Annotated in this window: 12 protein-coding genes; 9 read left to right on the top strand and 3 right to left on the bottom strand. The window is 58.8% G+C overall.

The features are described 5' to 3' along the window. Positions 1-36 precede the first annotated feature (36 nt). The 7 genes from leuC (at position 37) to leuB (ending at position 7756) form a co-directional block, all read left to right on the top strand. Complete coding sequence (gene leuC / locus GOX75_RS19230; protein ID WP_171125874.1) at positions 37-1440, top strand: 3-isopropylmalate dehydratase large subunit; 1404 nt, start codon at positions 37-39, stop codon at positions 1438-1440. 38 nt (positions 1441-1478) lie between these two features. After that, complete coding sequence (locus GOX75_RS19225; RefSeq protein WP_171125872.1) at positions 1479-2033, top strand: HdeD family acid-resistance protein; 555 nt, start codon at positions 1479-1481, stop codon at positions 2031-2033. A 42-nt stretch (positions 2034-2075) separates the two neighbouring features. Next, positions 2076-2681, top strand: a complete 606-nt coding sequence (gene leuD / locus GOX75_RS19220) for a 3-isopropylmalate dehydratase small subunit (RefSeq protein ID WP_171125870.1) — start codon at positions 2076-2078, stop codon at positions 2679-2681. Between the two features lie 328 nt (positions 2682-3009). Then, positions 3010-3840, top strand: coding sequence for a hypothetical protein (locus GOX75_RS19215; protein WP_171125868.1), 831 nt, complete (start codon positions 3010-3012; stop codon positions 3838-3840). Continuing rightward, positions 3837-4865, top strand: a complete 1029-nt coding sequence (locus GOX75_RS19210; RefSeq protein ID WP_171125866.1) for an endonuclease/exonuclease/phosphatase family protein — start codon at positions 3837-3839, stop codon at positions 4863-4865. The genes GOX75_RS19215 and GOX75_RS19210 overlap by 4 nt, the downstream gene beginning before the upstream one ends. A gap of 779 nt (positions 4866-5644) precedes the next feature. Then, positions 5645-6499, top strand: a complete 855-nt coding sequence (locus GOX75_RS19200; protein ID WP_171125862.1) for a LysR family transcriptional regulator — start codon at positions 5645-5647, stop codon at positions 6497-6499. A gap of 153 nt (positions 6500-6652) precedes the next feature. Then, positions 6653-7756, top strand: a complete 1104-nt coding sequence (gene leuB, locus GOX75_RS19195) for a 3-isopropylmalate dehydrogenase (RefSeq protein ID WP_171125860.1) — start codon at positions 6653-6655, stop codon at positions 7754-7756. Between the two features lie 60 nt (positions 7757-7816). Here leuB and GOX75_RS19190 read toward each other — a convergent pair whose 3' ends face one another. Beyond that, a complete protein-coding gene (locus GOX75_RS19190; protein WP_171125858.1) occupies positions 7817-10003 on the bottom strand; it encodes a transglycosylase domain-containing protein in 2187 nt (728 codons plus the stop codon). Between the two features lie 258 nt (positions 10004-10261). On the opposite strand from GOX75_RS19190, the gene GOX75_RS19180 reads away from it, so the two are divergent. Further along, positions 10262-10600 (top strand): P-II family nitrogen regulator, encoded by a 339-nt coding sequence (locus GOX75_RS19180; RefSeq protein WP_171125856.1) that lies wholly within the window; start codon positions 10262-10264, stop codon positions 10598-10600. 33 nt (positions 10601-10633) lie between these two features. Next, the gene (locus tag GOX75_RS19175; RefSeq protein WP_171125855.1) at positions 10634-11944 is read left to right on the top strand and encodes an ammonium transporter; all 1311 of its coding nucleotides are present in this window, start codon (positions 10634-10636) and stop codon (positions 11942-11944) included. A gap of 116 nt (positions 11945-12060) precedes the next feature. On the opposite strand, the gene GOX75_RS19170 is transcribed toward GOX75_RS19175, so the two are convergent. Together GOX75_RS19170 and sseA are read right to left on the bottom strand one after the other, a co-directional pair. Beyond that, positions 12061-13245 (bottom strand): amino acid aminotransferase, encoded by a 1185-nt coding sequence (locus GOX75_RS19170; protein WP_171125853.1) that lies wholly within the window; start codon positions 13243-13245, stop codon positions 12061-12063. After that, on the bottom strand, positions 13245-14099 hold the full coding sequence (sseA, locus tag GOX75_RS19165; RefSeq protein ID WP_171125851.1) for a 3-mercaptopyruvate sulfurtransferase: 855 nt from the start codon (positions 14097-14099) through the stop codon (positions 13245-13247). The genes GOX75_RS19170 and sseA overlap by 1 nt, the downstream gene beginning before the upstream one ends. Between the last annotated feature and the right edge of the window lie 37 nt (positions 14100-14136).

Raw genomic sequence — 14136 nt, 5'->3', positions numbered from 1 at the left:
CGCCAGCTATTTCTCATTACATACGGGAGAGGACCGATGTCCCCCAAAACGCTCTATGACAAGATCTGGGATGCCCATGTCGCCCACGAAGCCGATGATGGCACCTGCCTGCTGTATATCGACCGCCATCTGGTTCACGAAGTGACCAGCCCGCAGGCCTTCGAAGGCCTGCGCATGGCGGGCCGCAAGGTGCGTGCGCCGGAAAAAACCATCGCCGTGCCGGATCACAACGTGCCCACCACACCAGACCGGGTGAACGGGATCGAAAACCCGGAATCGCGCATTCAGGTTGAAGCACTGGACAAGAACGCCAAGGATTTCGGCATTCACTATTACCCGGTGCATGACGTCCGTCAGGGCATCGTCCACATCGTTGGCCCCGAGCAGGGCTGGACCCTGCCCGGCATGACCGTCGTCTGCGGCGACAGCCACACCGCCACCCATGGCGCGTTTGGCGCGCTGGCCCACGGTATCGGCACGTCCGAGGTTGAGCACGTTCTGGCCACTCAGACCCTGATCCAGAAGAAATCCAAGAATATGAAGGTGGAAATCACCGGCAAATTGCAGCCGGGCGTAACCGCCAAAGATATCACTCTGGCCGTGATCGGTGAAACCGGCACCGCCGGCGGCACCGGCTACGTCATCGAATATTGCGGCGAAGCGATCCGTGATCTGTCGATGGAAGGCCGCATGACCGTCTGCAACATGGCCATCGAAGGCGGTGCCCGCGCGGGCCTGATCGCCCCCGATGAGACCACGTTCGAATATGTCAAAGGTCGCCCGCATGCCCCGAAAGGTGCCCAGTGGGAAGCCGCGATGGAGTGGTGGAAAACGCTTTATACCGATGAAGGCGCACATTTCGACAAGGTCGTGACCCTTCGCGGTGAAGACATCGCGCCTGTCGTCACATGGGGTACCAGCCCCGAAGACGTGCTGCCAATCACCGCAACCGTGCCGAACCCCGAAGATTTCGAAGGCGGCAAGGTCGACGCGGCGCGCCGTTCGATCGAATATATGGGTCTGGAAGCCGGTCAGAAACTCAGCGACGTGGAAATCGACACCGTCTTTATCGGGTCGTGCACCAATGGTCGGATCGAAGACCTGCGCGCCGCTGCTGAAATACTGAAGGGCAAAAAGATCAAGGACGGGATGCGCGCCATGGTCGTGCCCGGCTCGGGCCTTGTACGACTGCAGGCCGAAGAAGAAGGTCTGGCGGATATCTTCAAAGAGGCCGGTTTCGAATGGCGTCTGGCGGGATGTTCCATGTGTCTGGCGATGAACCCCGACCAGTTGCAACCGGGCGAGCGCTGCGCCGCAACCTCGAACCGCAACTTTGAGGGCCGTCAGGGGCGGGGTGGACGCACCCATCTTCTTAGCCCGGCGATGGCTGCCGCGGCGGCAATCACAGGACGGCTGACAGACGTCCGCGAAATGATGTAAGCTACCCTCATATCTGAATATTTGAGGGAGAGACTGAAATGAGTGATTGGGTCAAATGGCTCTTGTTGGGGCTACTTTCGATTGCGTTTGGCATCTTTGTGCTGGGCGCGCCGGTGGTGGCTTCGATAGCTGTGACAGTGGTAACTGGCGTGTTGCTGCTGATATCGGGCGCGTTGCAGGTTGTCGGCGGATTTTCTGTCGAAGGGACCGGCAACAAGATTCTGTCATTCATCATGGGTGCCGTGATGCTGTTCCTCGGCTGGAATTTCATGTCCCAGCCGCTTGCAGGAACGCTCACCCTGGCGGTGGTCATGTTGATCCTGTTCATGGCAGGCGGCATCGCGCGGGTTATCCTGTCGTTCCAAATGCGCGGAACACAGTATTTCTGGCCGACAATGATCTCGGGCATCTTGTCGATCGTGCTCGCGGGTATCATCTGGACCTATGTAGGAAGTGAACCAGCAGTGCTGATGAGCATTCTGGGTATCTTCCTGGGGATCGAGATGCTGTTCAACGGGTTCGGTTTGGTCTTCATGGCGTTCTTCGTCAAGAACGCACCCAACGACGCAACAACGGAAGCGAAACAAGCTTAAACGCGGGGCAAGGGGTCGGCCCTCTCCCGCAGGAGTGTGAACATGGAAAAGTTTGACAAAGTCCACGGGGTGGCCGCCCCAATGCCACTGATCAATATCGACACCGATATGATCATCCCCAAAGTGCACCTGAAAACCATCAAACGGTCCGGCCTTGGCGTCGTGCTCTTTGACGAGATGCGCTATCACGAGCACGGCGGCGAGAACGAAGACTTCGTTCTGAACAAACCCGCTTATCGCAATACCGAGATTCTGGTGGCCGGTGACAATTTCGGCTGCGGCTCGTCGCGCGAACACGCACCTTGGGCGATCAAGGATTTCGGCATCAAGGTTGTAATTTCGACCAGCTTTGCCGACATCTTCTTTAACAACTGCTTCAAGAACGGCATCCTGCCCATCGTGGTCGAGGAAGAGCATCATGCGATCCTGATGGATGACGCGCATAAAGGCGAAAACGCCCGCATGACCGTGCATCTTGAAGATCAGAAGATCACAACATCGGATGGCGTCGAAATCGCGTTCGACATCGACCCGCACCGCAAGCACTGCCTGCTGAACGGTCTGGACGATATCGGCCTGTCGATGGAGAAAGAACATCACATCGACAAATTCGAGGATCACGCGAGTCAGGCCCGCCCCTGGGTATGATTCTGTGGATGATTCTGTGAACACTCAACCTAAAGGGGTCGCCTCGGCGGCCTCTTTCGCATTCTAGGGGTTGAATTCGCGGCAACCACAACATGTAGGGGCAATGCTAAATTACACGTCGGATTTGCGTCAGCAATGATGCAAACCCGCACCAGTTTCGCCATCATTTTGCCCAAAATCACGTGTTTTCTGCACCTTGGCTTGAGTGGAGTGCCTGAGGCAGCCAGTGTTGGCGCTAAAGAGGCATCCGTCAAAAAACAAACGGCGGGCACAAGTTGGAATGAAGTCGGCACAGAACCGACCGGTCCAGTTTGAAAGGGTTCGGATAGTGATTGCGCGCACAACAGGGGCGGCAATACGGGGAATATTGGTTGCGTTGATCGTGCTGACCCCCGCGTTGTATCTGCCCGCATCGTCAACGAATGGGACCGAGATCGTCGTGTTTCTCGCCATTCTTGCGTTTTTCCTGACCTTTGCGGAATACAACTCGGCCTTCCCCAGCTTTATTGAGTTCCGGGACGCGCCCCCGGTGAACCGGCTGCGATTTGTTGGTCTGGTCACAATGATCATGTTTTTGACACTGATCTGTAAGAACGCCTATGCACCGAGCCATCTGACAACTGTCTTTTATTCGGTCGGTCTGAGCGTGGCCAATATCGTCGACTTTCCGTATTCGCCAGTTCGCCTGATCGTGCTGATGCTGCCTGTAGATGCCAGCTCGCCCCTGATCGAACTGGTTCGCATATCTGCCAGTGTCGCTTATCTCACGGCATTGGTTACGATTGGCAGCTTTGCCTACGCCGTGAAATTGCGTGGCTGGCCTACGGGCAACGGTGCGTTCAATGTCTGGACCAACCTGCCCTTGTTCGATCCGACCAAAGGCGGCGATGTGGTCACGCGCCTTCAGCGCGATGGGCGGCTCAACATCTCGATCGGGGTGCTGCTGCCGTTCCTGATCCCCGCGATGATAAAGATGCTGACGAATTATGCGGATCCCATTTCACTCAGCAATCCGCAGACCCTGATTTGGACCATGAGCGCATGGGCTTTCCTGCCCGCCAGCATGATCATGCGCGGCATGGCGACCCTTCGTATCGCGAACCTGATCGTTGAAAAACGTCGCGCCTATTCCACGGCCGAGTCCACTCAGACCGCATGATCCGAATACTATTCCTGCTAGTACTGCCCCTTATGGCGCAGGCTGAGACTGTGCGCGTGGCAACTTTTAACACCGAACTCAGCCGCGATGGGCCGGGCCTGTTGCTCAGGGATATTCGGCGCGGCGACGCACAGGTTCAGGCTGTGGTGCAGGTGTTGACAGCGGTCAACCCCGATATTGTCGCGTTGCAGGGTGTCGACTGGGACTTTGGCGGCGAAACGCTTGCCGCATTGACTGAACAGTTGCGAGAGGCCGGTTTGGACTACCCCCATCAGTTTGCCGCGCGGCCAAATTCGGGTTTGGAGACAGGCCTGGATATGGACGGCGACGGTCGCACCCATGGTCCGGGCGACGCGCAGGGTTGGGGCAAATACACCGGGCACGGCGGCATGGCAGTCCTGTCGCGTTATCCCATCAACCAATACGAGGTTCAGGATTTTTCGCCTTTGCTCTGGCGGGACCTGCCGGATGCGCAATTGCCTGTATTGGACGGGCAACTTTATCCGTCAGAAGACGCGCAAATGGTACAGCGGTTGCCTTCGGTCGCACAGTGGGTGGTTCCGGTTGATACACCTTTTGGGCCGGTCGACCTGATGACCTTTCATGCGGCACCCCCCGTTTTTGACGGACCGGAAGATCGGAACGGGCTCCGCAATCACGATGAGATACAGGTGTGGTCGCACGTTCTGGAAGGTCGGCTAGGCAGCGCCCCTAAAGGCCCTTACGTGATCGCCGGGGATGCCAATCAGGACCCGACCCGCAGAGAGGGGCGTAAACAGGCGATTAAGGCGCTTTTGTCCCATCCCCTGCTACAAGACCCCCAGCCGCGTGACGCGACAGGCGACTTGGCGACGGTCACTTGGAAAGCAACGGGTGATATGCGGGTGGATTGCGTGTTGCCCTCGGCCCATTGGACGGTTCGGGACAGCGGTGTTTATTGGCCTGATACAGGGACCGAAGGGCGAACGGCGGCGCAAACAGCAAGCCGCCATCGGCTGGTTTGGGTCGATCTGGAATTGGAGTGAAACTGACAAAACAGGGCAACCGGTTGGCTGCCCTGTCCTTTGTCGAGGATCGTCTTCAAACCCTGAAGAACTCGTTACCCAAAATATGCAGTATCAGGTCCGCGGTGCCGAGGATGACCCTCCGCCCGCAGGATCACGGCCTCCGCTGGTGGACGAACTTCCGGTCGGATCGCTACCGCCGCCAGGTGTTGAACTTCCACCTGGATCACGGCCGCCGTCGGAAGTTGAGCTATCGCTCGGGTCACGCCCCCCGCCCGAGGTTGAGCTATCGCCCGGGTCACGCCCCCCGCCTGAGGTTGAGCTATCTTCAGGCTCACGCTCTTCACCGGTTGGCGAGCAGGGAACCGACGCCGTTCCAGCAACCGCCGAGTCATCGCACCCTCCGGGGGGCGGTGGCGGCGGTGGCAGGCAGGGCTGGTCCGGGTTCGCACCACTGGGGCTGGCCCCGCCGGTACAACCGACAACGTCTCCGTATTTATTGAAAATAGGCTCGGGTTGGATCGGCTCTGGGACTTCTGTTTGACCACAGTCGGCGACTAACGCCAGACATGCAGTCGCAGCCCATAGTTTTGAGTATCTTTGCATTCACTTGTCCTTTTTCACGGGCCGACGCACACCCGCACCGGCCCAAACCATCCAAAAAAGCGTACTCGTAACCCACTGTGAAATATGGAAAGTGCTGTCTCTCTTTCGGAACGCCGGAACTTTAGAATTGAAATCTGCGGACAAAAAGCCGCTAATCTGCATCAACATCATGCAAATTTGCAGGACGTCTGAAAATGAACTGGGACAATCTGAAAGTGCTGTTGGCCATTAGTCGGTCGGGCTCTTTGACAGGCGCCGCACATTTCCTTGATGTGGACGCGACCACAATGGGCCGCCGGTTGACCGCGTTGGAACAAGAGCTTGGGGTGATCCTGTTTGTTCGCTCTAAGTCAGGGTTTGTGGCGACCGAAGCCGGGGCCATTGCAATCGAACGCGCGCTACAAATCGAAGCAAGCTATCACCGAATGACCGACGAAATCTCTCAATCACATGCCAGCGCTGTAGGGATGATGCGTATAGTCGGGAATTCGTGGACAATGCAGCGCCTGGCCTTGTCAGGGATGGATCGTTTTCTTGCCGAAAATCCCGGATTGGACCTGAGGTTCATGACCCGTGCCGCAACAACGCGCATCTCGGGCGAGGCGTCAATTCAGATGTGGTTCGAAGTTCCGCCCGAATCTGCGGAATACACGGTCACACTGGGTCAGGTCCCTTACGCCGTTTACCACGCCGCCCACCTGCAAGAAGAACCCGCAAGCTGGGTTGCCTTTTTTGACGAAGAGGCCAGCCGCCCAATCATCAACCGCGCGGTCAGACGCCTGAGCAAACACGCCGAAAAAGTGAGATTAACCGCAACGGACGCCAGCGTGCTGGTCTCGGCCGTTGCTGCGGGGGCGGGTAAGGGGTTGCTGCCAATGTGCCTTGCCGAAGGGCGCGATGATCTGGTGCGTGTTGGCACAGGTCGTCCGGATTTCAGCCGCACCCTGTACCTCTATCTCAACCCGGATACTGTTGGGTACAAGCGCGTGCAGGTCACTGTTGAGTGGGTGCGCAAGGCGTTCAACGCGGCGTTTCTACCGAACACCTGAGCGTCGGCAGGGCCGCGCGTGGCAAGCATTTCTTCAGGAATTCGTCGTTCCGGGCACAGATACGGGTTTTACCTGCAGCTTACAGCTTCCTCGCATTGACCCCATGCTGCGCAGGCGCTAGGGCCATTGCGACGAAACGCAAGGAGATCCTTCATGTCCAACCCCTCGCTCCTCATCCTGCCCGGAGACGGTATTGGCTCCGAAGTCATGGCCGAAGTCCGCCGCATCATCGACTGGTTCGGCGCGAACCGCGGTCTGGCGTTCGACGTGAGCGAGGATCTGGTCGGCGGTGCCGCCTATGACGCCCATGGCAAGCCCCTATCGGATGAGACCATGGCCAAGGCGCAAGAGGTCGATGCGGTATTGCTGGGCGCGGTTGGTGGCCCGAAATACGACGATCTTGATTTCAGTGTAAAACCTGAACGCGGATTGCTGCGCCTGCGCAAGGAAATGGACCTGTTTTCAAACCTTCGCCCGGCGCAGTGCTTTGACGCGCTGGCTGATTTCTCATCGCTGAAGAAAGACATCGTCGCCGGTCTGGACATCATGATCGTGCGCGAACTGACATCGGGCGTCTATTTCGGCGAACCGCGCGGCATCTTCGAAGAAGGTAACGAACGCGTGGGCATCAACACCCAGCGCTACACCGAATCCGAGATCGAACGCGCCGCACGCTCGGCCTTTGAGCTGGCGATGCGCCGGAACAAAAAGCTGTGCTCGATGGAAAAAGCCAACGTCATGGAATCGGGCATCCTGTGGCGCGAGGTCGTGGACCGTGTGGCCGAGGATTACCCCGAGGTTGAGCTGACCCATATGTATGCCGACAATGGCGCAATGCAGTTGGTGCGCGCACCCAAGCAGTTTGATGTGATCGTCACCGACAACCTGTTCGGCGATATCCTGTCCGATTGCGCGGCAATGCTGACCGGCTCGTTGGGGATGCTGCCATCCGCTTCGTTGGGTGCACCGATGGCCAATGGCCGTCCCAAGGCAATGTACGAACCGGTCCACGGCTCGGCCCCTGATATCGCGGGTCAGGGCAAGGCGAACCCGATCGCCTGTATCCTGAGCTTTGCCATGGCGCTGCGCTATAGCTTTGACCAAGGGGATGAGGCCGATCGTCTGGAAGCCGCGATCGAGAAAGTTCTGGCCGATGGTGTCCGCACCGCCGACTTGCTGGCCGAGGAAGGTGTGCAGCCTGTGTCGACTACCGAAATGGGTGACGCGATTCTGGCGGCGCTGGACGAAACCGTCTGATCACGCGAGCATACAAATGCAAAAGGCGGTGCCCAGCGCACCGCCTTTTTCTTTGCCCGATCAATTGCCAAAGATATTATTCAACAGGTTGTTAATGGCGTTCTCGAACCCGTTGCCCTGCCTGCGGCGTTGCTGCCGGGGCTGCGCGGTTCGCACGGGCGGGTCCGGGGCCAGCATCGGCAAGGGCGTCGGCGTCATCCCTTCGGTCACGCGCAGCATGGTTTCCTTCCAGATTTCCGCAGGCAACCCGCCGCCGGTGACACCGGAAAGGGGCGTGTTGTCGTCATAACCCATCCAGACACCCGCCACGTAATCCGCCGTGAACCCGATAAACCAAGCATCGCGCGCGGCCTGAGTCGTGCCGGTCTTGCCCGCCACCTGCCAGCCCGGAAGCTGCGCCCGCGCGCCGGTGCCTTCCGAGACCACGCGCTCCATCATCCATGTCAGTTGCTTGGCCGCCTTGTCGTTGATGACGCGTTCTCCGATGCCGGTCGTCGTCACCATTACGGGCGCCTGGTCCCCCAGCAGCTTTAACTCGGTCAGACCATAAGGTTCCACGGACGAGCCACCGTTCAGGATACCCGCATAAGCGCCGGTCATCTCAATCAGCGTGCTTTCCGACGCGCCCAGGGCAAGGGCGGGACCTTCGGCCAGATCATTGGCGATCCCAAAACCGCTGGCGACAGTGCGGACGTTTTCAAGCCCCGCAACCTCGGCCACTTTGACGGCCGGGATGTTCAGCGAGTTCTTCAAGGCATCCGCAAGCGTGACCCTACCATAGAACTTGTTGGTATAGTTCTTGGGGCACCACTGACCCGAACCGGGAATATTGATGCAATAGGGCTCGTCCACCACCGTATCCAGCGGGGAATACCCAAGCTCCAACGCTGTCGCGTAGACGAAGGGTTTGAAGGATGATCCGGTCTGGCGCAACGCCTGTGTCGCGCGATTGAACGCACCTGATACACGCGTCTTGCGACCGCCGACCATGGCGCGCACAGCCCCATCTGCGGACATCACGACAATCGCGGCCTGCGCCTTGGACCCTTCGCGAACCTTTTCTTGAAAGATATATTGCAGCGCCTCTTCAGCCGATTTTTGCAGGCGCTGATCCAGAGTCGTCCGGATCACCACATCCTCGGTCGTGTTGCGGGTGAAGAACTCGGGCCCGCTGGCCATGACCCAATCGGCGAAATATCCGCCTGCACGCGCGGCGGCGGCTTCGGACAATTCTGCGGGGCGGGTGCGGGCTTCGCTGGCCTGCGCAGGGGAAAGATATCCCTGATCCTCCATCAAACCGACCACCAGACGCGCCCGATCCTGCGAGCGTTGTAGGTTGTTCGTCGGCGCATACCGGGTCGGCGCGACCAGAAGACCCGCCAGCATCGCGGCCTCGGACGGAGATACTTCGGCGGCTGAAATCCCGAAATACCGCTGGCTGGCCGCCTCGAACCCTCGCGCGCCTGCGCCAAGGAACGCCCGGTTCAGATAGATGGTAAGGATTTCGTCCTTGGAGTATTTGACCTCCATCGCCATCGCGTAAACGGCTTCCTTGGCCTTGCGCCACAACGACCCCTTACGGCAATCAGCTTCATAGGCCGCCTCGGACTCCCATTCAGCCGGATCGTATGGAACGCCCAGACATAGCAACTTGGCCGTCTGCTGCGTGATGGTCGAACCGCCATGGCCCGACAGCGGCCCCCGGCCTTCGCTCAGGTTGATGCGCACGGCGCTGGCAACCCCGCGCGGGCTGACACCGAAATGGCGATAGAACCGCTTGTCCTCGGTCGCGATGACCGCGTGTTTAAGGTGCGGGGACACGGTATCAGCCGTAATGACACCGCCAAACTGATCACCGCGCCATGCAAACACCTTACCGTCGCGGTCCAGCATCGTGACCGACCCGCGCGCGCGGCCGTCCAAAAGCGAATCGACATCGGGCAACGAGGTGTAGACAACGCCAATCGCCAGCGCCAGCAACAGTGCGCAAACGGCCCCCACGCGCCATGTCACGCCCCAGATCATCCGCCACAGCCAGCGGAACATCCGGCGGAATATCCCTCCGCCACCTCCGGCCGATTTCTTGCGTGTTTTCTTGCGGGTGGGCTTTCGTGTGGTGGTTTTACGTGCGACAGCCTTCTTTCCCGCAGGTTTCGCGGTGCGTTTGGTCGCCTTGGGTTTACGGCCCTTGGACGGGTATCTTTTATCCGCCACCAAAGGAGTTTTGCGGCGCTTGGAATCTGTCATTTCCGAACTCTGCCCGGTTATCGTTTTGAGGCACCATACCCTGCAAAACCTGTGAAGTTGAGGTCCGAATTTCCGGTAAATCTCTTCCTCACTTTGCACATTTTTTGGGCATTTATCTCAATCTGTGCAAAAATTGTGCACCTAGCTGCAAATTTCCCCAGCTTTCGGTCGCACTCAGCGTTCCTTAAAACCGTCAGCCGCGCTTTTTTGCTGCGAGTGCAAACAAGCCGGACAGACCGGGAAGCAGAGGGGATCAACGTGAAACTGATCATTGCGACAATCAAGCCGTTCAAGCTGGAGGAGGTGCGCGAGGCACTGACCGAAGCTGGCGTGCGCGGCATGATGGTGACCGAAATCAAGGGCTTCGGCTCGCAATCGGGTCACACAGAAATCTATCGCGGTGCGGAATATGCCGTGAACTTCGTACCCAAGATCAAACTGGAAATCGTGGTGCCCGCTGCGATGGCCGACCAGATCGTCGAGACCATCACCAAAACCGCCAAAACCGGCAAGATCGGTGACGGCAAGATTTTCGTCCTCGATGTCGAGCAGGCCCTGCGCGTGCGGACCGGGGAAACCAACGAAGAGGCGCTGTAAGCGCCCCCACTCACAATCATTCGAGGACTGACAATGAACCTGATGAAATCTCTCATCCCTGCTGCCGCGATCGTCGCGCTGCCGCAGATGGGTCTGGCGCAAGAGGCCGCCGACGGCGAAGCCGCGCTCCATACCCAGTATATCTTCACCACGCTGCTGTTCCTGATGGCAGGGTTCCTGGTCTTCTTCATGGCGGCAGGTTTTGCCATGCTTGAAGGCGGTCTGGTGCGCTCCAAGAACGTCGCCATGCAGATGATCAAGAACGTGGCGCTGTTTTCCATAGCCGCGATCATGTACTGGCTGGTTGGCTTCAACACGATGTATCCGGGCGACTTCAATGGTTTCTTTGCTATTGGCGGCCCGACCGTGCTTGACCCGGTCGGTGTCGACCCTGCCGAGGCTGCTCTGGACTATGCCTCGATCGGATCGGACTTCTTCTTCCAGTTGGTCTTTGTGGCTGCAACCGCCTCCATCGTGTCGGGTGCCGTGGCCGAGCGGATCAAGCTGTTCCCCTTCCTGATCTTCGTCGTTGTACTGACCGGTATCATGTACCCGATCTCGGGTTCCTGGCAGTGGGGCGGCGGCTGGCTGTCTGAAGCTGGCTTCTCGGATTTCGCTGGCTCGACCGTCGTACACTCGGTCGGTGGCTGGGCAGCGCTGGCAGGCGCGATCATCCTTGGTCCGCGGATCGGCAAATACAAGGACGGCAAGGTCCACCCGATGCCCGGTTCGAACCTGGCACTGGCAACTCTGGGTACGTTCATCCTGTGGCTGGGTTGGTTCGGCTTCAACGGCGGCTCGCAGCTTGCGATGGGCACTGTGGGCGACGTAACAGACGTCTCGCGTATCTTCGCCAACACCAACATGGCCGCCGCTTCGGGCGCTGTTACAGCCCTGATCCTGACACAACTGCTGTACAAAAAGCCTGACCTGACCATGGTGCTGAACGGTGCGCTGGCCGGTCTGGTTTCGATCACAGCCGAACCTCTGGCCCCGACCCTGTTCGGCGCGCTGTGGATCGGTGCCGTCGGTGGTATCATCGTGGTCTTCGCGGTTCCGATGCTAGACAAGTTCAAGATCGACGACGTTGTTGGTGCAATTCCGGTTCACCTGTTCGCAGGCATCTGGGGCACCATCGCCGTGATCTTCTACGGCGAAGCATCCTTGGGCACCCAGCTTCTCGGTATCGCAGCCTACGGCGTGTTCACCTTTGTCGGCGCGCTGATCCTGTGGAGCATCCTGAAAGCCGTTGTCGGCATTCGCGTCAGCGAAGAGGACGAGATCAACGGCCTCGACATGGCAGAGCTGGGGATGGAAGCATATCCCGAATTCTCCAAAGGCTAAGACCTGAGTTCACCACTCAAAGGCCGGGCGTTCGCGCCCGGCCTTTTCTTTTGGAATTGGCCAAAAACAAAAAAGCCGCGCAATCCTGCGCGGCTTTAACGGTTGTGATGGATAACTCAAACGCCGACGTCGACAATCGCCTGTGCCAGAATCGGCACCGTGTTGGCGTTCAGACCCGCAATGTTCAACCGGCTGTCGCCGACCATATAGATGCCGTGATCAGCACGCAGCTTCTCGACCAGTTCCGGGGCTGCGCCAAGGCGCGAGAACATGCCGCGATGCTGGGCGACAAAGCCAAACCGGTCGGACCCGCTCAGTCTTTGCAGCTCGTCGGCCAGTTGTTGGCGCAGACCCAGCATAGACAGGCGAACCTCTTCCAGCTCGGCCGCCCAATCCGCGCGCAAGGCGTCGTCATTCAGGATCGTCGTCACAACCCGCGCCCCGTGATCGGGCGGGAAGGAATAGTTCTGACGATTCAGAAACGCCAACGTCGACTGGTTCAGCGCCGTCTGCGCCGCATCATCGCTGATCGCCATCAACAGCCCGGTGCGTTCGCGATATACACCGAAGTTCTTGGAACAAGACGCCGCGATCAGGCAACGCTTGACCGACGAGGCAACAAGGCGGGTAGCCTGCGCATCTTCCTCAAGACCATCACCAAAGCCCTGATAGGCGATGTCGATCATCGCCACGAGGCCAAGCTCGTTGATGATGTTCACGACCTCTTGCCACTGAACCATGTTCAGATTGGCTCCGGTCGGGTTATGGCAACAGCCATGAAGCAGAACCACGTCGCCCGCCTTGGCCGTTTTCAGGTCTTCGACCATGCCATCGAAATCAACGCCTCGGGTCTCACCGTCGAAATAGCGGTACTGAACGGTCTCCATCCCCAGATAGTTCAGGATCGACAGGTGGTTCGGCCATGTTGGGTTCGACACAAAGACGCGCGCCGAAGGGTTGGCCATGCGGATCATCTCGAACGCTTGCCGACACGCCCCGGTGCCGCCGGGCGTCGCTACAGCCGCGATGTTGCCGCGCGGAACCGAGGTGCCAAGGATCAGGCCGATCATCGCATCCGCAAAAGCCGGATCGCCCGCCAGACCAGTATAGGCCTTGCTCTCCTGTTCTTCCAGAATGCGCTTTTCAGCCGCTTTCACCGCGCGCATGACCGGGGTCACGCCTTCAGCATTCTTGTAGACGCCAACACCCAGGTCGATCTTTTGATCGCGCGGGTCTTCGCGGTACATCTGCATCAGCGCCAGGATCTTATCGGCGGGCTGCGGTTTGAGGTTTTCGAACATCAGGTCTCTCCGGTTGCGACGGGCAGGGTGGGGAACGCACCCCATTCAGCCCAGGAGCCGTCATAAAGCGAATGGTCTTTTTTGCCCAAGCGTTCCAACGCAATGCTGAGGATCGCGGCAGTTACACCCGACCCGCATGAGGTAATGGCGGGTTTCGACAGGTCCACGCCAGCGGCCTCGAACACGGTGCGGCATTCATCGGGCGACTTCATCGTGCCGTTCTTGTTCAACAGCGTATCAAACGGCACATTGCGCGAGCCTGGAATATGACCCGAACGCAAGCCTTCACGCGGCTCGGCGCTTGTCCCTGCAAATCGGGCGGCAGAGCGTGCATCAATGATCTCGTGATCGGCCAACTTCGCCGCCGCAGACACCTGCGTGACGTCCCGCACCAGATGGTTTTGCACGCGCACCGTCATGTGACGGTCACGAATGACCGGAGGAAGGTCTTCGATCTCGCGCCTTTCAGCCTGCCATTTGGGGAAACCGCCATCCAGAACAGCGATGTTTTCCTGACCCATCAGACGGAACAGCCACCAGACCCGCGCGGCGGACATCAACCCGGCGCCATCATAGACCACCACCTGATGACCATCCCCAACCCCCATCGCCCGCAGGCGCGACATGAACTTTTCAACCGGGGGCGCCATGTGAGGCAGATCCGAGCGACGATCCGAGATCTCGTCAATGTCAAAGAACCGCGCGCCGGGAATATGGGCCGCGTCATACTCGGCCTTTGCATCCCGCCCTTGCTGCGGCAAATACCATGAACCGTCCAGAACCCGCAGGTCCGGGTCCTTGAGATGGGCTGCAAGCCATTCGGTTGAAACGAGGGTTTTCGGATCGTCCTGCATCAAAGCCTCCCCAAAGCGAGCTTGGGTTTTCCCTATA

Origin of the sequence: Ruegeria sp. HKCCD7251, from assembly GCF_013031165.1 — a bacterium.
Taxonomy (GTDB): Bacteria; Pseudomonadota; Alphaproteobacteria; order Rhodobacterales; family Rhodobacteraceae; genus Ruegeria.
The sequence above is the reverse complement of the archived record's forward strand: the minus strand, read 5'-3'. Positions and strand labels throughout refer to the sequence as shown.